The organism is Neobacillus terrae, assembly GCF_011393025.1.
GTDB classification, from domain to species: domain Bacteria; phylum Bacillota; class Bacilli; order Bacillales; family Cytobacillaceae; genus Neobacillus_A; species Neobacillus_A terrae.
The window spans coordinates 345,469-366,840 of record NZ_JAAOEO010000004.1 but is presented as its reverse complement, the minus strand read 5'-3'; the positions used below and the strand labels follow the sequence as shown (position 1 = coordinate 366,840).

Sequence of the window (21,372 nt, the reverse complement as noted above, 5' to 3'; positions counted from 1 at the left end):
TATGAATATAACAATCATCGTTATCAATGGGGATTAAATAAAATGACCCCGGTGCAATACCGGGGCCACCTATTAGCTGTATAGGCTCTTTTTTATCACTGTCCGAAATATGGGGTATAGTTCAGAAGGACACCCTCTTTTTTGCATTATTGGAGTAAAGATCGGCCAAATAGTCTAAAAGTGCAACTAAGGCCAAACATAGTAATTTAATTTAACCTAAAATAGAAGAAGGAGTAACTAAAGATTCAATAGTTACTCCTTCTTCTATTATTTTATTTTAAGTTCTCCGGATTCAGTTGTTCTAACTCAGGAATCACAAAGCGGCCGTCCTTGCGGATTAGCACATCGTCAAAATAAATTTCCCCTCCGCCATACTCAGGGCGCTGGATATTAACCATATCCCAGTGAATATTGGAGTGGTTTCCGTTAAATGCATCATCGTAACATTGGCCAGGAGTAAAGTGGAAGCTTCCATCAATTTTTTCATCGAAAAGGATGTCCTGCATTGGATTAAGAATATATGGGTTTACACCTATTGCAAATTCACCGACATAGCGTGCACCTTCATCGGTATCAAAAATTTTGTTAATCCGTTCACTGTCATTTGCCTCTGCTTCAACTATTTTTCCATCTTTAAAGGTTAGTTTAACATTTTCAAAAGTGAAGCCCTGATATGGAGAAGGAGTATTGTATGTAACAACACCATTTACCGAATCACGGACTGGGGCTGTATACACCTCTCCATCGGGAATATTGAGCTGTCCCGCACATTTAATTGCTGGAATGTCTTTAATTGAAAAAGTAAGGTCGGTTCCCGGTCCTGTCAATCGGACTTTATCAGTACGATTCATTAGTTCTACTAAACTGTCCATCGCAGCATCCATCTTACCGTAGTCAAGATTACATACTTCGAAATAAAAGTCTTCAAAAGCTTCTGTACTCATTTTAGCAAGCTGGGCCATTGCGGAATTTGGATAACGAAGAACAACCCATTTGGTTTTCGGAACCCGGATATCCCTGTGCACTTTTTTACCAATAGTGGAACCATGAATTTTCATTTTCTCATCTGGAACATCTGCATGCTCGTTGATATTATCGCCTGAACGTAATCCTATGTATGCATCCATTTTGCTCATAACTTGTGCCTCAAAATCGGCAATCATACTAAACTGTTCTTCCTGTGCCCCCATTAATAAAGAACGATCAACTTGCTGATCCTTTAATAAAACAAAAGGATAACCGCCAGCTTTATAGGCTTCATTTACAAGTGCTGTTACCAGCTCGCGCTGAAGACCAAAGTTCTCAATCAGTACTTTTTCTCCTTTTTGCAATCGAACTGAATAGTTAATTAAATTTCTGGCCAATGTTTCAACTCTTGGGTCTCTCATTGAATATCTGCCTCCTGAAGGAAAAATGTTATACATTACTATTGTAACCGAGTTTTAACATAAAGTTGAATACATGTAACCGTTTTAACATGTTTTTTAGAAATCACGGCAGGAAAACAGGCATATGTTATTGAAATAGTTTAAAATTGGATGTAGCTCATTTGCTCTCTTGTTTCAGCTTAGTATATCGCCCGGTTTATTTCCTGCTTCTAAGGGTATTACATAATTGTAGATATAATGGAGGTGCATGAGATGAAAATTATTTTATACTTAAGTGTAGCCCTGATTGCGGTTGCTTTTTTTGTACTTGTCATCTATTTATCAAAAACATTAAAGTCACTTCAGAAAACTCTTGAAAGTGTATCAACAACTTTAATGGGACTTGAAGGTCAGCTTGACGGGGTAACTAAGGAGACAACAGCGCTGCTACATAGGACCAACACGCTAGCAGATGATATAACAAAAAAATCTGAGAGTCTGAATACGGTGGTCGATGCGGTTAAAGATGTGGGAAAGGCAGTCCATAAATTTAACCATTCCATCCAGAACATTGCCAATACGGTCGACAAGCAAATTGACCAGAACAAGGAGAAAATCTCCCAGGTAATGCAATGGAGCAATGTAATCCTTGAGCTTAAGGATAAGTGGAAGTCAAGAAAGGAACAAAAGGTAATGGCCTTGCCAGAACCTGAATTGACAGTCACAAAACGCGAAAAATTTCGTTCAAGAGAGCATTAAGGAGGATTAATAATGGCAGGAAAAGACTACGAAACAAGAGAAAACAATAATCAAATGAAAAACGAAAGCAGTATGGGCTCAAGAGAATTCATGGTGGGAGCTGTTATTGGTGGTTTGGTTGGTGCTGCCGCTGCACTATTCCTTGCACCAAAGTCCGGCAGGGAACTCAGAGATACAATTAACCAGCAGGCGGGTTCTGTAAAAGAAAAAACAGTTCAGCTAAAAGATAATGTTGTAAGCAAAAGTACTGATATTGTTAATATGACAAAGGAAAAATCAGCTTCTATTACACAAACTGTTACTCAACAAAAGGACAACCTGCTTAATAAGGCAAAGAGCCTTACAGGTTCCGAGGCTTCTGAAAACAATCAGAAGGAAACTGAGTACATTTCCATTAATCCAGCTCCTGTTCAGGAAAGCACAACTGCGGACTTTGATGACCTTACACTGGCAGACGATACGGATGTAAGAAGGAAGTTAGAAGAAGCAAAGAAAGCTTTGGATGAGGAAGAAAGCAAGCTGACTCGCTAAAGCTATTCATAGAATTGATCATTTGTATTAAATCCAATAACAGTGATATAGTAAATTTACAGGAAGTGGGGAGATTCTCCCCGCTTTTTGTTAGTTTTGTGTATGATATTTTTTTTCGGGCTCCGGTATGGGGCTGTTAGACATTATGAATGGAGGAATCAATATGCTTGAAAAAATCGAGTCTGTAGAGGAATTGGATAATTTGATCAGCAACAAAAAAAGTTTTATGTTACTGAAACATAGCTCTACCTGTCCTATTAGTCATGCAGCCTATGAAGAATATCAGAAATTTGCTTCTGACAGTGAAGAGGCTCCTGCCTACTACTTAGTCGTACAGGAAGCACGCCAGCTTTCAAATCATATTGCTGAAAGATTTGGGATTAAGCATGAGTCTCCACAGGCTATTTTATTTTCCGATGCAGCACCTGCATGGAATGCTTCCCATTGGAAAATTACTAATAAAGCGCTTGGAGAAGCTTTTAGTGCAAAATAAAACAAAACAGCCGAAGAGGAGATTTCCTCTTCGGCATTTTCTTAACCTTAGTATTTATTAGATTGCGGCCAGACAATTTCTAGATGATCCCCTGGGGCAAGTGTATCAAAAAATGCTGTTTCTTTCCCATTCTTCAAAAGCTTATAGCTTCCTTCCACTTTTTCAGGGTACTGTATCTCTACATTATTGAAAAGATCCTGAAAAATAAATGGTTCAGGCTCTTTTTTTTCGAGTAATAGATTGTCACCGTTAAAGAGGATATCTTCCTCACCCAGAATATATCCATTTCTTATAAAATGAGCCGCTAATTTAGTAAGGACCACTTTTTGGCCATTAAAAAAAACGGGAATAGTTTCATTTAGTATAATTCCCTGTGACTCTGCCAGTTCTCCTACAGTACACTTACCAGTAGGGAAAATTTTAATATCGCTTAAATCCTCAAAGGTATGTTCCTTTGAGACTATTTTTCCATTACTTAAAATCCTGCCGGAGAGGGAAGCGACCTTAATGCGTGATCCATTTAGTTTAACTTCAAAGGGTTTTAGATCTAAAAGAAGTTCCTCTTTTTGAAGGAGCTTCATGGCCTTTTCAATTGTTTGAGTCTCTTCAATAATAACTTCATCACGGTCTTTTAATAGTTCTTCAGCAGAAGATTCGACGCCATTGCATATAATTCTTTGGCCCACCTTATACCTTTCCCCATTTATAAAAATAGTTTTAGATGGAAGGTGGTCAATTAGGTCTCCAATTTTCATTGGAGTTTCCTCTCCATCTATACCTCTTTCTACAAGAAGCTGGTCACCATTTTCTACATTCTCATCAAGTGAACTTATCTTGCCGTTTTTATATATGGAAGGTGGGTCGCCTAATTTCCCCGGTATAGTAATTACTTTTCCATTTAGTGAAACCATTTTGGCCAGCCCGGGCTTTCCGTATAACTGGTTCATTTTAATTCCTGCCGCAAGTAAACAATCTCCAATCGTTAATTTTTGAATCTCAAATAAACGGACTGGCTGTCCATTCACATAAACGGATGCATACTGGACAGGGGCATTTTTTGCCGCTACAGCTATTCCAATAGGCGTTACAAGTTCGGGCCCCTTTTGAATGTGCTCAGCTATAGTTAATCCTGAAATTGCCTCAATTCCCCTTACCGCCACACGATTTTCAGGCAGCTGAAGCTTTTTTGAAATCCTTAAAGGCAGATCTGGTGTAAGACTGCCGCCCCCAACGAGCATTACTGCTTTTGGTGCCTTCTGATTATTTAGAAAAAGAATTTCCTTGCAGATTGCCTCTGCAAGCTGGTCCAGCGAGACTGATATTTCCCTGATAAGATCTTCTTTTGTAATTTCTGCATCAAAACCCAGAATGTCAGTAATGGTGATTAAGTCTTTACTATGTACATCTCTTTTGGCTTTTTCGGCTAGTGGGAAATCCAGAAGAAATTGATCACTTATTGCTTCTGTTATTTCATCTCCTGCTACTGGCACCATGCCATATGCTATAACAGTTCCTTTATCTGTAATAGCAATATCAGAGGTTCCTGCACCAATATCAACTAGAGCAACGTTTATCCTCCGCATGGAAGGTGGAATTAGAACGTTGATGGCCGCTATAGGCTCAAGTGTTAAAGCCTCCATCTCAAGCCCAGCCCTGCTGAGAGCAGACATTAGTGATTCAACAACAACGCGAGGGAGGAAGGTTGCAATAACTTCTACAGAGGCTTCTTTTCCAGACTGGTCGATTAAGCTTCCAATCTCCTCGCCATCAAGACGGTAATAAAGGACGGAATAACCGACACAATAATAGTGTAAATGATTATTGTGTTCAGCTGCGACTGCCTGTGCATGCTGAACAGCGGTAAGCTCTAAATGCAAAATATCATCTCGGGTCATAATGGGTTTTCCGTGAATTCCTACTGCTGCCTCGGCTGCAACTGTTTTAAGGGAGCGCCCAGCTGCTGCTACACACACCTTCTTGAGAGGTCCGTAGTTTTTCTCAAGCTCGGTCTTTAAATCGCTAATAACTCTTGAGACAGCCGGTACGTCATGAATTTGGCCATCAAGCATGGCGCGTTCTGTGTGTTCCATTGAAAGTATATCAATAACTTTAAAAATACTGCCATCCTTTTCAAGGATAATACCGACTACTGATTGTGTTCCAATATCGAGCGCAAAAATTCTGTCTGTATGAATCAAAATGTGTTCACCTTCTTTAATCTGAAAACATAAATTACTTTATTACTTAAAAGCGTTTAATTATTAAAGAAAAATGATGACAAATTAAAATGCTTCCTTTATAATAAAGCCTAATTCTAATAAAAATGGTACCACACTTTTATTGAGCATTAAAGAAGATTCAGAATTGAATGGTAAACCCTATCTTAGCATTTTTTGTACAGGTGAGTTAAAATGAATGAATACATTTAGAGGTAACTTGCCTTTAGGCTTTCAATAAAGAAAGGACGGGACGAATAGTGGGAACTAATAATTTGGAACAGCTGCGCACGCGTGTTGATGAATTAAATTTAGAGCTATTAAGATTAATTAATGAGAGAGCACAAATCGTCCAGGAGATTGGGCGTGTCAAAGAAGGACAGGGTGAGAACCGCTACGATCCGGTCCGTGAACGTAAAATGCTTGATAAAATTAAAGAAAATAACGATGGTCCTTTTGAGAATTCAACAATCGACCACATTTTCAAGGAAATTTTTAAAGCCGGCATGGATCTTCAAAAGGATGACCATGAACGTGCGTTACTTGTTTCCAGAAAGAAAAAACCCGAAAACACGATTGTTGATTTAAAAGGCGAACTAATTGGCGATGGCAAGCCGCACTTCGTATTCGGTCCATGTTCAGTAGAGTCGTATGAACAAGTAGCTGCAGTAGCTAAAAATATGAAGGAAAAAGGATTGAAGCTTCTTCGCGGAGGAGCGTTTAAACCTAGAACTTCACCTTATGATTTCCAGGGACTCGGTCTTGAAGGGTTAAAAATTTTAAAACAAATCGCTAAAGAATATGACATGGCTGTTATAAGTGAAATAGTGAATCCAGCCGATATTGAAACAGCAGTTGAATATTTAGATGTAATCCAGATTGGTGCCAGAAACATGCAAAACTTTGAACTGTTAAAAGCTGCCGGTGCAGTTAATAAACCAGTTCTTTTGAAGAGAGGACTGGCAGCTACAATTGAGGAATTTATTAATGCTGCTGAATACATTATGTCCCAAGGAAATGGCCAGATTATTCTCTGTGAAAGAGGGATCCGGACATACGAGAGGGCTACAAGAAATACTCTTGATATTACTGCCGTTCCTATTTTAAAACAAGAAACACACCTTCCTGTCATGGTGGATGTGACCCATTCAACTGGAAGACGGGATCTTCTTCTTCCAGCTGCTAAAGCTGCCTTGGCCATTGGTGCCGATGGAGTTATGGCTGAAGTTCATCCGGATCCTGCCGTTGCATTATCGGATTCAGCACAGCAAATGGATTTGAAACAGTTTGACAAGTTCTACCAGGAAATATCTTCTTTAAATTACGCAAGAATTTAAGCTTACTTTTAGCCTTCTGCATCATAAATGCGGGAGGCTTTTATTTAGACATTTGTAAAATGATTTATACTTTTAACGTTTTATTTTTGAAAAAAGAAGTTGTTTATTGCGACTCGAGCCAGCTTGTCGTATCATAAGACATAATGAAGTTTGTTTAATATCTCACAATCTAAAAAAAAGTAAATGACTAGGTAACTCCTGGTTGATATAAAATAATAAGAAAAAAGGTCCCGCTTTTAAAGGAGTGTTGAACGTGAATATAACAATATATGATGTAGCCCGCGAAGCAAACGTTTCGATGGCAACGGTTTCACGTGTTGTAAACGGAAACCCGAATGTTAAACCTGCTACAAGGAAAAAGGTTGTAGAAGTAATCGATAGGCTTGGGTACCGTCCTAATGCAGTAGCAAGGGGATTGGCCAGCAAGAAAACCACTACTGTGGGTGTTATCATCCCGGATATCTCAAGTATTTTTTATGCAGAACTGGCTCGCGGAATTGAGGACATTGCTACAATGTACAAGTACAATATTATCCTGAGCAACTCTGACCAGAATAAAGAAAAGGAATTACACCTTTTAAATACCATGCTTGGCAAACAAGTAGATGGGATTGTATTCATGGGCGGAAATCTCACTGCTGACCATGTTGAGGAGTTCGAGAAATCACCTGTACCAATTGTGCTGGCAGGCTCATTTGAGGAATCAGGAAAGGTACCTTCAGTTAATATTGATTATGAGCAGGCAGCTTACGACTCAGTCAAAGAGTTTATTGAAAAAGGGCACAAACATGTTGCATTTGTGGTTGGTCCTCTTCATGAGCCTAAAAACTCTGAAAAGAAATTAAGAGGTTATAAAAGAGCACTTGAGGATGCAGGCATTGCTTTTGATGAAGAATTGGTTGCTGAGGGTGACTATACTTACGATTCAGGAATTGAAGCTTTTGATAAACTTCTTGAGGCAAAAAATAAACCTACTGCTATCCTTGTTGGATCAGACGAAATGGCTCTTGGAGTAGTACATGGCGCCCAGGATAAAGGCTATAGCATACCGGAGGACTTTGAAGTAATTAGTTCAGATAATACAAGGCTTTCCCTAATGGTCCGTCCGCAGCTTACAACGATTGTTCAGCCTTTATATGATATTGGGGCAGTTGCCATGCGTCTGCTGACTAAATTAATGAATAAAGAAACGGTGGATGAGCAGACTGTCATTCTTCCGCACCGTCTTGAATACCGCCAGTCGACCAAATAAAACAATTAAGCCAGGCCCCATTTTAGGAGACCTGGCTTTTTTAATACGGATATGAACTCTTTATCGCAGTTCTTTTAAACAGACTCGCTTTTCGTCTGGCTTTTGAGAGGGTAGAGTGCTTTTTCAACTGTCCGCAAGTTTTTTTCTTCAATTTCTGCTTTGCGGGGAATGGGTTCGTACATATTTTCTGGATCATCCCAGTCAGTTGGGAGGGGAACTTGTGCAAGATGCTGCCATTTTTCCACCCATTCTTTTGGTAAACTGCCGAAAGAATTGGAGTTTTCAGTCATTTCCATCCAGATAAGTGCCCAGGCTCTTGGTACCACCCTCCAAATATCATATCCCCCCCCTCCAACTGCAATCCATCTTCCCTGGCAATATTTGTGGGCTATCTCATGTGCAATCCGGGGAATTTCTCTATAGATTTTCATTGTTGCAGATAGATGTGTTAATGGATCAAGATAATGTGCATCCGCACCATTTTGAGTAAGAATGATATCAGGCTTAAAAAATTCAGCAATTTCCTTAATAGACTCTGAATAGGCATAAAGCCAGGAATTATCCTCGGTAAATGCATCAACTGGTATATTGAAGGAATAGCCATATCCTTTGCCTTGGCCTCTTTCATTTACATTTCCTGTGCCAGGAAATAAATATCTTCCAGTTTCGTGGATTGACAGGGTGCACACGTCGGGGTCATCATAAAAAGACCATTGTACACCGTCACCATGATGTGCATCGGTATCCACATAAAGGACGCGGGCGTTATACTTTTTTTGTAAATATTTAATTGCAACAGAAGTGTCATTATAAATGCAAAATCCTGAAGCCTTTCCACGGAATCCGTGATGGAGACCCCCGCCGAGGTGAAGGGCATGAAGTGCCTGGCCAGTCATTACCTGGTCGACTGCTTCCAGGGTTCCTCCAACCAAAAGTGAGCTTGCTTCATGCATTTTCTCAAAAACAGGGGTATCCTCTGTTCCCAATCCGTAATTTTCTGCCTTTTCACGGGGAAGTGCATTCATGCCCGCTAGTTTTACGGCGTTAATATAATCAGAGTCATGGATCAGGCAGAGTTCTTCTTCAGTAGCCATTCGGGGTGGAACAATCATTTTGCTGTCCAAAGCATTTATTTTTTGTAAGAGATCAATAGTTAATTTCAGCCGGAATTGGTTAAAAGGATGATCATTGCTGAATTTATATTTTAGCAGGTCTTCAGAGTAAATTAGAACACTTTTATCGGTCATGGAGCCATCCCCGGAAGATTTGGCCAAAGGACATGGTGGCCAGCGCTTTTTAGATCCTGAACTAGACTTATAGGGTTCATAGTTTGAACCCGGATAACTAGAACCTTAAAGTGTTCATCCTTTTTGTCCGGGTAAACAAGGACACTTTGTATATTGGCTTTCCGGTTCCTTATGATGGCTGCAATGTCACCAAGTATGCCTGCCTTGTTTGGTACCTTGACCTCAATCTGAGAGCCAGGCTGATTGGCCCCCGTTAATTCAACTAATGTCCTTAACAGATCTGTTTCTGTAACGATGCCTACTAATTTTTTATCCTTTGTGATTGGCAGGCAGCTAATATGATGGTCATAAAAAACAGCTGCTGTTTCCTCCACAAAATCCAGTGGATGGCCAGTTATAATATCGGTTTTCATTATTTTTGACAGCGGCTGCTGCAAATCTTCCGATTGTTCCTCCGGATGAAAGATGGAGGGAGCGGCATCGCGTATATCCCTATCTGAAACAATTCCCACAAGTTCAAACGCATCATTGACTATTGGAATATGCCGAATTTTATGGTCACCCATTAAAGCCAAAGCTTCTGCAATAATGTTGGACGGACTAAGAGATGCTATAGATGTTTTCATTATTTCCTCAAGAATCATCAGAAAGCCCCCTAAAAATTTTAATACATAAATCGGTTCATAAAGCGAAGCCGGTCAAATTGCTGGATGGACTCGTTATCCACCCGTTTTCCCATACGTGCCATAAGACAGTTGGCTGGATGGGAACAAATTTCAGGATCATCTGTCGCATACCATTCCAAACCGCCTGCATTCATCATTTTTTCCATTACCTTTCTATAGTCCCATACATTCAGGCCTGTACCTTTTAAGTCCCAATGCCAATAATATTCCGTTGTGATAATAATGAAGTCTTCCATTGCGTCATCCATCATTGAAACCCTTAGGAGGTTCTTTCCGACAGAGCAGCCTCTGTACTTGGGGATAACTTCAATGGCCCCCAGTTCAATAAGGTTATCCATCTTTCCCTCTGACCAGCGTTCCAGAGGATCGGGATAAAGGTAGGTTACATACCCAACGATGGTATTCCTGTCCCGTGCAATAATAATCCGGCCTTCTTCTAAACCGGATATTTCTACCAATGCCTTATGCTGTTGTTCCGGAACACGGAATGCTACAAGTCCTTCATGAAACTCATAGCTTGCAAGTTTTTCAGAAGAAATAGGACCTTCTATAATCAAACTCCCATGAGGTGTTTTTAATTCTTTGGCGTTATATGTTTTTTTATGTTCCATTCGGTCACCACCAAGAAAAAGAATCTAGTTATACTCTATTATACATGAAATCTCTTCATATAAAGCGCTTTCACTAAATTTTCAGTTTTATTTAAAAAATATTTATGACTATTTTTAAATCACCCATCAATATTTTTAAAATTGAGAATAAATATTTTTTATACTATAATAATATCATAAATAGGAAAAGGGGGAAAAAAGATGAAAGTGGAAGCGCTGCCAGTTATGCAGGGGGAGCATAATTTAAGTAATTATGAGGAACTGTACAGTCAATTTGACTGGAAGGAAGCTGAAAAGAACTTTACCTGGAGTGAAACCGGGCTTGTAAATATTGCCTATGAAGCAATTGACCGCCATGCTGATTCTTTCAGGAAAAACAAAGTTGCTCTCTATTATCGTGACCAGGAACGTGATGAAAAGTATACCTTTAAGGAAATGAAGGAGCTGTCAAACAAAGCAGCCAATGTCTTTAAAGCTTACGGTGACGTAGAAAAGGGTGACCGTGTTTTCATTTTCATGCCGCGTTCTCCTGAACTTTACTTTGCAGTTCTCGGAGCTGTGAAAATTGGGGCAATTGTTGGCCCTCTGTTTGAAGCATTTATGGAAGGTGCCGTCCGGGATCGTCTTCAGGACAGTGAAGCAAAGGTTCTTGTCACAACTCCTGAACTTTTGGACAGGGTTCCTGTAAGCGAACTGCCTTCATTAAAGCATATTTTCCTTGTCGGCAATAAGGTCCGGGAGGAAGGACAGTTAATCGACTTTAAGGAGAAGTTCAAGACAGCGAGTAAAGAGCTCCAGATAGAATGGGTCGATAGAACGGATGGACTTATCCTTCACTACACTTCAGGATCAACTGGAAAGCCAAAGGGAGTTCTTCACGTTCATAATGCCATGATTCAGCATTATCAGACAGCGAAATGGGTCTTGGATTTAAAAGAAGAAGATGTTTACTGGTGTACAGCCGATCCAGGCTGGGTTACAGGGACTTCTTATGGAATTTTTGGGCCATGGCTTGCGGGAGCGTCAAACGTTATCGTTGGAGGCCGTTTTAGCCCTGAAAACTGGTATAAAATGATTGAGGAATTTGGTGTAACTGTCTGGTACAGTGCGCCTACTGCATTCCGTATGCTGATGGGTGCCGGAGATGAAGTGGTTAAAAAGTTCAATCTCAGCAGTCTTCGCCATATTCTAAGCGTTGGAGAACCGTTAAACCCAGAGGTGGTAAAATGGGGAGTAAAGGTCTTTAACCTGCGTATTCATGATACATGGTGGATGACCGAAACAGGAGCACAGCTGATTTGTAATTATCCTTCCATGCAAATTAAGCCTGGGTCCATGGGTAAACCGATTCCAGGGGTAAAAGCAGCGATCGTGGATGATCAGGGAAATGAACTTCCGCCTTATCGTATGGGCAACCTTGCCATTGAAAAGGGCTGGCCATCAATGATGCAAACTATCTGGAATAATCCGCAGAAGTATGAATCCTATTTCATGCCGGGAGGCTGGTATGTTTCAGGGGACTCCGCTTATATGGATGAAGAGGGCTACTTCTGGTTCCAGGGAAGAATTGATGATGTTATCATGACTTCCGGTGAGAGAGTTGGACCTTTTGAAGTAGAAAGCAAGCTTGTAGAGCATCCAGCAGTAGCAGAGGCTGGTGTCATTGGGAAACCGGATCCAGTGCGCGGCGAAATTATAAAAGCATTTGTCGCCTTAAGGGATGGCTTTGAAGCCTCAGACGATTTGAAGGAAGAGATCAGACAATTTGTTAAAAAAGGGCTGGCTGCTCATGCTGCACCTCGTGAAATCGAGTTCCGAGACAAGCTGCCAAAAACCCGAAGCGGTAAAATCATGAGACGTGTCCTTAAGGCATGGGAATTAAATCTCCCTGCAGGTGATCTTTCCACTATGGAAGACTAATAACTTTCTAAAAAAACCGCACTGTATTTTCAGTGCGGTTTCATTTTAAATATTACTGATGATTATTATATAAAAAGCAGAAGCGTGAGTCGGTAGAAATAGGTTGCACTGTGGCAGCGCCTTTCTGACGCAGTTCCTATGTCAGACTTCTTGCTAGTGCCTCCTGTGCCTATGAAGGTCTTGCCACCCCATTTTTCCGCGGACATTGAAATAGCTCCTCGCAAACGAAGGAAAAGGAATGCAAATTTTAGATTCCCTTGTTATCATCAAGATTATTTAGAACCACTAGCAAAAGAAAAGGGAAACGCCTTTGCGCTTCCCTTTTTCCCTTTTTCTTAGCTAATACAACTACTGCTCAGCTCTCACCTAAAGGCCCAGCAATCGCCTAGTTTTCTTTATTGGATAAGTATAAAGTTTTACCTTTTAAATTGTCTAGCTTCAGCGCCCAGTGAGTTTTCACCTTTGAAAAGCTTCTTTGAATATCTTGCATCAAGTATGACCGCAGGTGATACTTGGTGCAGCTAGTGTCCATCCCGCTTCTCCCTACGATAAGTCAACATCGAACTTTTAAAGTGCTCCTACGCCATAGCATATTCAAGGAAGCTAATGTTTAGCTCGTCGCAAAGCTGCATGTTGTCAAATCAGAGAAGAAATAACAGGAAGTTTACTCAAGCAGTTGCTTCGCTGAACGGGCGCTTGCGCTTTTCTTTATTGTCCAATTTGTACTAGGTTAGAAGGGGCGGATTCTTTTCCGGCAATATCTACAGCAGTTACAAAATAGGCTCCTGGACCTCCAGTAAAGGAAAGTCCTGCACCAGTTGTAATGCTTGCCACTTTTGAAATTCCTCCACCTGCGAGGTAAACGCGGTACCCGACAATATCTCTGTCAGGCGCGGCATTCCAGGAAAGTTTATTACCAGCGGCAGCTAGGGTTACCGGATCAGGAGATTTACCGTTATCAACTAATTTTGCACTTGGTACAAGTATTTTTCCCCATCTGTCTTTTTTCGGAATTAATTGGCTCCAATCTCTAAAATTCTTGCCGACCATATTAGAGATGAAATCAGGGTTAAGTATTAGACCATGCTGTGCAAAATCATCTGGAGTTGAGCTTAGTGCAAGATAATTGCGCCCTCCAATTCTCACGAATTTTCCGTCAACCAGATTATCATCAACTTTTGTTGGGGCGAATTTTGCATTATAAATATCACTCTGTACGAGACCAGCCTTCGAGCATGCACTTGAGGCCAACAAACCAGAAACAGCACAATAGGATTTTCTTACAATTCCGCCTGGCATTTCAAATTTGGTTTTTGGCGCAATAAGAGCAGGATTGATCTTATATGCTGCGTTAATTAAGTCAGCCCATAAGAAATTTGTTCTCTGGCTGTAGGATAATCCCGATGTTTTTAGAGATTTATTATGGTCATAGCCTGTCCATATTCCAAATGTTACATTTGGATTGGAGGCAACAAACCAGGAATCAAAATATTCGTTTCCAGTTCCTGTTTTTCCTGCCCAGTCAGCACTAAAATTAAGCTTTCTTTTCACTCCAGCAGCGGTACCAATGTTTATAACATCCCTCATCATATCAAGAGTCAAATAAGAAGTCTGCGGGGTAAAGACATCTACAGGCTTCACTTGATGCTGGTAAACAATCTTGCCGTCTTTATCAAGTATTTTATCAATGAGGTAAGCATCGATAAATTTCCCTTGATTTGCAAAAGTGGTAAAAGCATTTGTATTTTCTTCGATCGTAACTCCTACTCCTAAAGAACCAATTGCTGTAGCAGGATTGGTGTAGTCATCTGGCCGAAGAGAGGTAAAGCCCATTTTTTCCAGGTATTTGGCAGGCTGCTGCGGCAGGATGTCCTTATAAAGCTTTACAGCCGGTACATTATATGACTTTGCAAGAGCATACCTAGCAGAAACAAGCCCGCTATATCGTCTATCATAGTTGGTAGGCCATGGTCTGTTTACTGCAGGAGAAAGTCTCAGGGCCACATCTGGAAGGACAGTTCCCGGTGATGCTTTTCCAAGCTCTATAGCAGGACCGTATACAAGAAGCGGTTTCATCGTCGATCCGTTCTGCCTTAGAGCACTTGTAGCATGGTTCAGCTGCTGGCGCTTATAATCCCGTCCTGGAACAAAACTGATAATTTTTCCGGTTTTGTTTTCAATCAGCATAGCACCCACTTCAACAGGTTCCATAATTGTCTTGTTTCCGCCTGTCGCCGTGTCAGAAACTACCTGAGGTTTATCAGGTCCAAAATAAGGGTATTTATCTTTTGCCTGCTCCATTGCATCATAAATGTTTTTATCAATGGTAGTATAAATTTTATAGCCTTTTTGCCTTAAATCACGGTTTGCCATCTCAATATAGCTGTTATTAAGGTTTTTATCTTTTTGCAGATCTTTTGTTTCATAACCATCTTTTTTAGCTAGCATCTCTGCAAGGATCTTTATGGAACGCTTTTCTATTTCAAAGGTAAGCCAAGGATATTTTTCAAGCGTACTTTCTCCAGGCGGTGCAAAGTCCTTTTTAACATCATAAGCAAGTGCCTGATTATATTGGTCTTTCTTTATGTAACCGCCATCATACATCCGTTTTAAAACGGTCTTCATTCGCGTTAATCCCGGCTCCAGGTGCTGCTTGACCGTTCCATCCTGGGTAAAAGGAGTGTAGCCGAACGGGCTTTGCGGCAGACCTGCAATAAAAGCAGCCTGAGGAAGGTTTAATTCGCTTGCTTTTTTGCCAAAAATACCTCGTGCAGCGGCCTGTACGCCTGCAATATTGTGTCCGGAAGAATTTCTTCCAAAGGTAGCAACATTCAAATAAGCTTCAAGGATTTGTTTTTTATCAAAAAATTTTTCAAGCCGGAGAGCCAAAAGAATTTCATTGGCTTTTCTCTTAAAAGAAACATCATTTGTTAGAATTTGATTTTTTATTAATTGCTGAGTAAGCGTACTGCCTCCAGATTGAACGGCAGAATGGGTGGCCTGCTGAAACATGGCACGGAAAATGGCTTTAGGAACAACACCGTTGTGCCGGTAGAAATACTCATCCTCCGTTGCTACAACAGCTTTAATCAGATTATCGGAAATATCATCAATCTTTACTTCTTCTCTTTCAAGGTCAGATCGCATTTTGCCAAGGTATACATCGTTGGCAAAATAAAGATCAGAGGTTTCGGTATAGTCATATATGTCTCTTTTCATGCTGTCGTATGATCTTATTGGTTCATCTTTTACCAGGGATGCAAAAAAACCTGCCCCTGCGCCGGCAGCAAAAGCTCCTCCCAGAATGACAATAACGATAAATATAAGAAAGAGGTTCCACATTACGGAATAGGTTACGCGGGCCCCTTTAACGGCCTTCTTACCGGTATTGTGGCTATAGATGGATTGTATTTTTTCTTTCCACGTTCGCCATTTTTCCTTCATTCGCATCATTCCCCCCTAAAATTACATATAATTATACCATATCTCCATATTAGAAAAAGAAAAGCTTTCATTATTTGACATTTGCTAAGGATATATGGTAAAAAGAGCTATAGTTTAAATTTATATTTTATAAGCTGAGAAGAGAATCAGTAGTTTTTCTATCCCTGTTTTAGAGAGCCGGCGGCTGGTGGGAGCCGGTACAAATAGAAAGATGAATTACCTCTCGGAGCTTTCGCCATGAACCTTTTGTCAGTAGTGGCGGACGGAAGAAACCGTTAATTTTGTCGAGTTGGGGGAATTTTTTCCTCAAGCCGGGTGGTACCGCGCATGTTAGCGTCCCTGCATTTTATGCAGGGGCTTTTTTATTTTTAAAGGAGGAATGGGTATGGAACTGTTAGAGGATTTACAATGGAGAGGAATAGTATACCAGCAGACAGATGAAGATGGAATTAAGGAAACACTGGCTAATGAGAAAATATCCTTGTACTGTGGTGTCGATCCGACAGCGGACAGTATGCATATCGGTCATTTACTTCCATTTTTGACATTAAGAAGATTTCAGCAAAATGGACATCGCCCTATTGTACTGGTAGGCGGTGCTACAGGACTTATCGGAGATCCAAGCGGAAAGAGCGAAGAGAGGAAATTGCTTACACTTGAAACCGTTCAGGAAAATGTAAGAGGGCTTCAAAAGCAAATGGAGAAAATTTTCAGCTTTACCGGAGAGAATGCTGCGATTATGGTGAACAACTATGATTGGGCAGGTTCAATGGATATCGTTACATTCCTTCGTGATATCGGTAAGAACTTTGGAATTAACTACATGCTTGCGAAAGATACAATTTCTTCCCGCCTGGAAACCGGTATTTCATTTACGGAGTTTACCTATACAATCCTTCAGGCTATGGACTTTCTTCATTTATACGAAAACCATCAATGCAGGCTTCAAATCGGAGGCAGCGATCAGTGGGGCAACATTACTTCCGGACTAGAATTGATCCGTAAGTTAAATCCGGAAGGACAGAAAGCTTTCGGTTTAACAATACCGCTTGTAACAAAAGCAGACGGAACGAAATTTGGTAAAACAGAAGGCGGTACTGTATGGCTCGATCCTGAAAAAACATCACCATACGAGTTCTACCAATTCTGGATTAATACTTCTGATGCTGACGTTGTGAAATACCTAAAGTTCTTCACTTTTCTATCAAAAGAGGAAATAGAAGTCTTGGAAAAATCTGTGCAGGAGGAGCCTCATCTTCGCAAAGCTCAAAAAGCTCTTGCAGAAGAAATGACGCGCTTAATGCATGGAGAGGAGTCTCTCGACCAGGCAATTAAAATTTCGGCTGCGTTATTCAGTGGGGAAGTTAAAGATCTTACTGCCAATGAAATTCTTCAGGGTTTTAAAGATGTACCTTCTTACGAATTCGCTGGTGAAGAAAATTTGGTTGACCTTTTGGTTGCTGCGAAAATATCCCCATCAAAACGCCAGGCGCGCGAAGATATTACAAATGGAGCTGTAACGGTCAATGGGGAACGTATAACGGACTCAGCGTATGAATTAAATGAAACTGACCGTGTGGAAGGGAAATTTACCATCATCCGCCGCGGAAAGAAAAAATACTTCCTTATTAAATACTAATTAAATTGATTTGATACAAGGGACCAGCTGATGCTGGTTCTTTTTTGGCTAATCAGAATTTATATCCATAAATTCTGAACGCATAAAAAAACTGGGGCATCCGCCAAAAAGGACTTGGCGAAGGCTAAGTTTTTCTAAACCTTAGGCTCTTTTATTGGGAAATGTGGAAATTCGAAGAAACTAAGAGCAAAAATAGCCAAACTCCTCGAAAATTTATTGGAATTTTCTTCGTGCGGCGGATCACTGATGCAATCTCATGTCCTGAGGAGGAGTAGAAGTTATCTGAGAAGAGGTAGAAGTCTTGCGAAATGAGGTAGAAGTTCCTCCAAGTAGGTAGAAGTTTTGCGAAATGACGGAGAAGTTTCCTTCAAGCAGGATGAAGTTTTTTTAGAGGCATAAATTTTAGAGAGTATCCGCAGAAATCTTGGGAGAAGATCAATTCTATTGTTTTAAACAACAAAAAACCCTGCCAGGACGGCAGGGTTTTTGCAATAAATTCCCTATTAACGGGAATAGAATTCAACGATAAGAGCTTCGTTGATTTCAGCTGGAAGTTCAGAACGCTCAGGAAGACGAGTGAAAGTTCCTTCTAGCTTATCAGCGTCAAAAGTCAAATAGTCAGGTACGAAATTGTTAACTTCGATAGCTTCCTTCACAACATCAAGGTTGCGTGACTTTTCACGAAGTGTAATTGTTTGGCCAGCTGCAACGCGGAATGATGGGATATCAACGCGTGAGCCGTTTACAAGAATGTGGCCATGGTTTACTAATTGACGAGCTTGACGGCGTGTACGTGCTAAGCCTAAACGGTAAACAACGTTGTCAAGACGTGATTCAAGAAGAACCATAAAGTTTTCACCGTGCTTACCAGCCATTTTGCCTGCTTTATCAAACAGGTTGCGGAACTGGCGCTCGTTTACTCCATACATATGACGAAGCTTTTGTTTTTCCTGCAATTGCATTCCGTATTCAGAAAGCTTTTTGCGTTGGTTTGGACCATGTGGACCTGGAGCGTATGGACGCTTTTCTAACTCTTTACCTGTACCGCTAAGAGAGATTCCTAGACGACGGGAAATTTTCCATGAAGGACCTGTATATCGAGCCATGAGAGACTCCTCCTCAGTGTTTTTATTTTGGTAAAATAAAAACTGTTGTGAAGCTTCTTTAATGGACATTTTGTTTTCATGCACCTTCGCCCCAGCAGAATAGGGTTACAAGATGCACCATCAGCTTAGCCCGAGGAACAAAATGTAGACAATAAAGTGTTCACATAGTCTGCAATATTTTACACAAACGCTATTATATAATTTAGTTGTACTAAAAGTCAAGTGCATGATGTGATTTAAAAAGAATTACTTTATAATGATCGTGTTTTTAATTTACAGAAAATTATGCTGCCAATCGCTCATTGTGTGATATAATAAACTAGTTTAATTATAGTCTTTAAAATAGACTATTTCCTAAGAGATTGTTGTACCTTCGAGAATCTGTGAGCAGAAATAGGCAAGACTCCTCGAAATGCCAGAGGAAAGCGCTTTTCTACGCAACAAAGATTACGAAAAAGCTTTGAAAAAAAAAGCAGGATTTATAAATTCTTTGAATTTTTAAAGATAAAATGCTCGCAAAATTAGGTGATTAATGGGATGGAAAGAATTGAAAGTGATTTGGTTTTGCAGCTAAAAAGCTGTTTTTTTGATATTATTGCCACCCAGTCTGGACCCAACATTCTTAAAACAGCTTCCAGTGAAATGGTCAAAGCTGTTAGAAAAATCATTAAAGCTGAAGAGCTGACCCTCTTTTGCAGCAATGCTTGGAAACAGCAATTTTATCATGAGATTACCATTTCGGAAAATGAGCCGTCTATTTCCTCTTTATCAAAGGTAATTCCTTTTGAAGAACTTGAATCTGTATCAAATCTGCACAATATACATAAACAGCCTTTTCCGTTGGAAGGTTTTTCCGAATATGATTATATTGTCCTGCTTAAACACGATGAAAGTATTCTTGGTTTTTTGCTGATTACTGAAAAGGAGCAGCTTGAAGCTCATATCTTAAAAGAACTGTCCAAAGAATGCGGAAACTTTTTGTTTAAGCTTGAGGGTCTTTCGAAAAATATTATGGAAGAGAAGCGATATAAGCTGCTTTTCCGGGTTACAGAAAAGTTTCACTCCACAATGGATATGGATGAAGTGCTTGGAGAGATTATTAAAACTCTTCAAGAAGTGTATCCTGGTTTTTCTTATTATTTGCTTTTATCACAGGACAATCATAGCCATAGCGAGCTGCCAATTAAGGATCTCGAATACGATAGTGGCAATATTGCTGCCATGCAGGCCTATTTGACCGGAAACATACAATTTGAAGATTCCGTTCTGGAAAGAAGATCTATTTTATATGCCCCCCTTAAAGGTAAGCAGGGAGTTTATGGTGTACTTCAGGTTGTTTCGCCCAATACACTTGTCTTTCCAAAAAATGAAGTGGAGTTTATTTCACTTTTGGCCGATACAGCGGGTACTGCTCTTGAAAATGCTCAGCTTTATCAGCAATCCAAAAGATTAATTTCTGATTTACAGCTAATCAATGAGACTTCCCATCGCCTAAATTCTAATTTAAGGTTAAACGAAACGATCAATTACATGTGTAAGCAGATCATCCATTCGTTTGGAGCAAGTGAAGTAGGCTTTTTTATGATTCAAGGAAATGAATCAAATCCAGAGGTCCTTTCAGGTTCAACAATGTTTTTTCAAACTGATGAAGCTATACCTTATATAGAATATCTCATGGAAAAAATAAGGAAAGAAAATGATTCTCTTTTTATTGGGGATTTAGCTTTGCCGAATAACAACATCGAAAGAGAGAAATACCGTTCTGTCTTGGCGGTGCCCATGATACAAAGCCAGACTCTAAAAGGGCTGGCAGTTGTCATTCACAGTGATCCATACTTTTTTTCTTTTGATACTTTTAAGTTAATACAGTCATTGATTCATCATTCAACCCTTGCTTTTACAAACTCCATATTGAGGGAAGAACTTGAAAAAATGATCATAACAGACCATTTAACCAAACTTCACTCCCGAAATTATTTAGATGAGAGAATACAGCGTTCTATGCTGGAGGATGAGCAGGGAACCTTTATCCTTATTGATATTGACGACTTTAAGGCAATCAATGATTCGTTTGGTCACCAAATTGGAGATGAAGTATTAATTCAGGTAGCTAATGTCATTAAAGCAAATATTCGCGGGTCCGATACTGGGGCACGCTGGGGCGGTGAGGAACTGGCCATATATCTGCCAAGGGTCACACTCCAGTCCGGATTTGCTATTGCTGAAAGGCTGGTTGAGAAGGTCGCGGAAAATTCCAGTCCGCATATTACCATATCCTGCGGGGTTTCATATTGGAACCGTGACAGGGTGGACTCCTTTAAGTTTTTGTTTAAGCGCGCTGACGAAGCACTTTATTTTGCAAAAAACTCAGGAAAAAATAAAGTAATATCTCAAGGCAATCCCATAAACATATTTTAGGCATTCTCAATTTGGGAATGCCTTTTGTTTAGCAAAACAGAAAGTATATCTATACATTCTGAACGCACAACGGACATGACAAGGAAAGCCTTGTCAGCTCTGCTGTACACCTAGGAAAAACGCTAGCCTTTACGAGGAAGTTCTAGTCAGGCGAAAGCCACATGACAAGGAAAGCTCTTTCAGCATTGCCACGCACGAAGAAAAAGCATAGCATTTTGAGGAATGCTGTTTTGAGTGTGATAGGTAAATCCGCCAATGGGAATTAGCGATTGCCAAGTTTCTCTTATGTTCTTAATATAAATCTCTTCCCTTTATTCCAGGTTTATCATATTCTGAAAGAAAGGGT

Annotated in this window: 15 protein-coding genes and 1 other annotated feature; of the genes, 8 read left to right on the top strand and 7 right to left on the bottom strand. The window is 40.2% G+C overall.

Going from position 1 to position 21,372, the window contains the following annotated elements:
• Positions 1 to 272: 272 nt before the first annotated feature.
• Entirely contained in the window at positions 273 to 1,388 is a 1,116-nt protein-coding gene (locus G8761_RS08390; protein WP_166025505.1) for an aminopeptidase, read from the bottom strand.
• A gap of 252 nt (positions 1,389 to 1,640) precedes the next feature.
• Between G8761_RS08390 and G8761_RS08385 the strand changes: the two genes are divergently transcribed.
• From G8761_RS08385 to ytxJ, 3 genes are all read left to right on the top strand, one after another.
• Positions 1,641 to 2,126, top strand: coding sequence for a DUF948 domain-containing protein (locus tag G8761_RS08385; protein ID WP_166025503.1), 486 nt, complete (start codon positions 1,641 to 1,643; stop codon positions 2,124 to 2,126).
• A 12-nt stretch (positions 2,127 to 2,138) separates the two neighbouring features.
• Positions 2,139 to 2,657 carry a YtxH domain-containing protein gene (locus tag G8761_RS08380; protein WP_166025501.1) on the top strand — a complete coding sequence of 173 codons (519 nt, stop codon included), beginning with the start codon at positions 2,139 to 2,141 and terminating at the stop codon, positions 2,655 to 2,657.
• A 163-nt stretch (positions 2,658 to 2,820) separates the two neighbouring features.
• Positions 2,821 to 3,150: a bacillithiol system redox-active protein YtxJ gene (ytxJ, locus tag G8761_RS08375; RefSeq protein WP_166025499.1), complete on the top strand. Its 330-nt coding sequence runs from the start codon at positions 2,821 to 2,823 to the stop codon at positions 3,148 to 3,150.
• Between the two features lie 47 nt (positions 3,151 to 3,197).
• Here ytxJ and pilM read toward each other — a convergent pair whose 3' ends face one another.
• Entirely contained in the window at positions 3,198 to 5,348 is a 2,151-nt protein-coding gene (pilM, locus tag G8761_RS08370) for a pilus assembly protein PilM (RefSeq protein ID WP_207789150.1), read from the bottom strand.
• A 278-nt stretch (positions 5,349 to 5,626) separates the two neighbouring features.
• On the opposite strand from pilM, the gene G8761_RS08365 reads away from it, so the two are divergent.
• Together G8761_RS08365 and ccpA are read left to right on the top strand one after the other, a co-directional pair.
• Complete coding sequence (locus G8761_RS08365; protein ID WP_166025497.1) at positions 5,627 to 6,703, top strand: bifunctional 3-deoxy-7-phosphoheptulonate synthase/chorismate mutase; 1,077 nt, start codon at positions 5,627 to 5,629, stop codon at positions 6,701 to 6,703.
• Positions 6,704 to 6,956: 253 nt separating this feature from the next.
• Positions 6,957 to 7,955, top strand: coding sequence for a catabolite control protein A (gene ccpA, locus G8761_RS08360; RefSeq protein ID WP_166025495.1), 999 nt, complete (start codon positions 6,957 to 6,959; stop codon positions 7,953 to 7,955).
• A 74-nt stretch (positions 7,956 to 8,029) separates the two neighbouring features.
• On the opposite strand, the gene G8761_RS08355 is transcribed toward ccpA, so the two are convergent.
• The 3 genes from G8761_RS08355 to G8761_RS08345 are packed head-to-tail and all read right to left on the bottom strand — an operon-like array spanning position 8,030 to position 10,499.
• A complete protein-coding gene (locus G8761_RS08355; protein ID WP_166025494.1) occupies positions 8,030 to 9,202 on the bottom strand; it encodes an acetoin utilization protein AcuC in 1,173 nt (390 codons plus the stop codon).
• Positions 9,199 to 9,846 (bottom strand): acetoin utilization AcuB family protein, encoded by a 648-nt coding sequence (locus tag G8761_RS08350; RefSeq protein ID WP_166025492.1) that lies wholly within the window; start codon positions 9,844 to 9,846, stop codon positions 9,199 to 9,201. Before G8761_RS08350 ends, G8761_RS08355 begins: the two co-directional genes overlap by 4 nt.
• A gap of 20 nt (positions 9,847 to 9,866) precedes the next feature.
• Positions 9,867 to 10,499, bottom strand: coding sequence for a GNAT family N-acetyltransferase (locus tag G8761_RS08345; RefSeq protein WP_166025490.1), 633 nt, complete (start codon positions 10,497 to 10,499; stop codon positions 9,867 to 9,869).
• A gap of 201 nt (positions 10,500 to 10,700) precedes the next feature.
• Here G8761_RS08345 and acsA point away from each other — a divergent pair, with 201 nt between their 5' ends.
• Entirely contained in the window at positions 10,701 to 12,419 is a 1,719-nt protein-coding gene (acsA, locus tag G8761_RS08340) for an acetate--CoA ligase (protein WP_166025488.1), read from the top strand.
• Positions 12,420 to 13,127: 708 nt separating this feature from the next.
• On the opposite strand, the gene G8761_RS08335 is transcribed toward acsA, so the two are convergent.
• Entirely contained in the window at positions 13,128 to 15,863 is a 2,736-nt protein-coding gene (locus G8761_RS08335) for a transglycosylase domain-containing protein (protein ID WP_166025486.1), read from the bottom strand.
• A 127-nt stretch (positions 15,864 to 15,990) separates the two neighbouring features.
• Positions 15,991 to 16,207 (top strand) — a binding site (T-box leader).
• Positions 16,208 to 16,248: 41 nt separating this feature from the next.
• Between G8761_RS08335 and tyrS the strand changes: the two genes are divergently transcribed.
• Positions 16,249 to 17,502, top strand: a complete 1,254-nt coding sequence (gene tyrS / locus G8761_RS08330; protein WP_166025484.1) for a tyrosine--tRNA ligase — start codon at positions 16,249 to 16,251, stop codon at positions 17,500 to 17,502.
• A 503-nt stretch (positions 17,503 to 18,005) separates the two neighbouring features.
• Here tyrS and rpsD read toward each other — a convergent pair.
• Positions 18,006 to 18,608 carry a 30S ribosomal protein S4 gene (gene rpsD, locus G8761_RS08325; RefSeq protein WP_166025482.1) on the bottom strand — a complete coding sequence of 201 codons (603 nt, stop codon included), beginning with the start codon at positions 18,606 to 18,608 and terminating at the stop codon, positions 18,006 to 18,008.
• A gap of 537 nt (positions 18,609 to 19,145) precedes the next feature.
• Here rpsD and G8761_RS08320 point away from each other — a divergent pair.
• Positions 19,146 to 21,026 carry a sensor domain-containing diguanylate cyclase gene (locus G8761_RS08320; protein WP_166025480.1) on the top strand — a complete coding sequence of 627 codons (1,881 nt, stop codon included), beginning with the start codon at positions 19,146 to 19,148 and terminating at the stop codon, positions 21,024 to 21,026.
• Positions 21,027 to 21,372 lie beyond the last annotated feature (346 nt).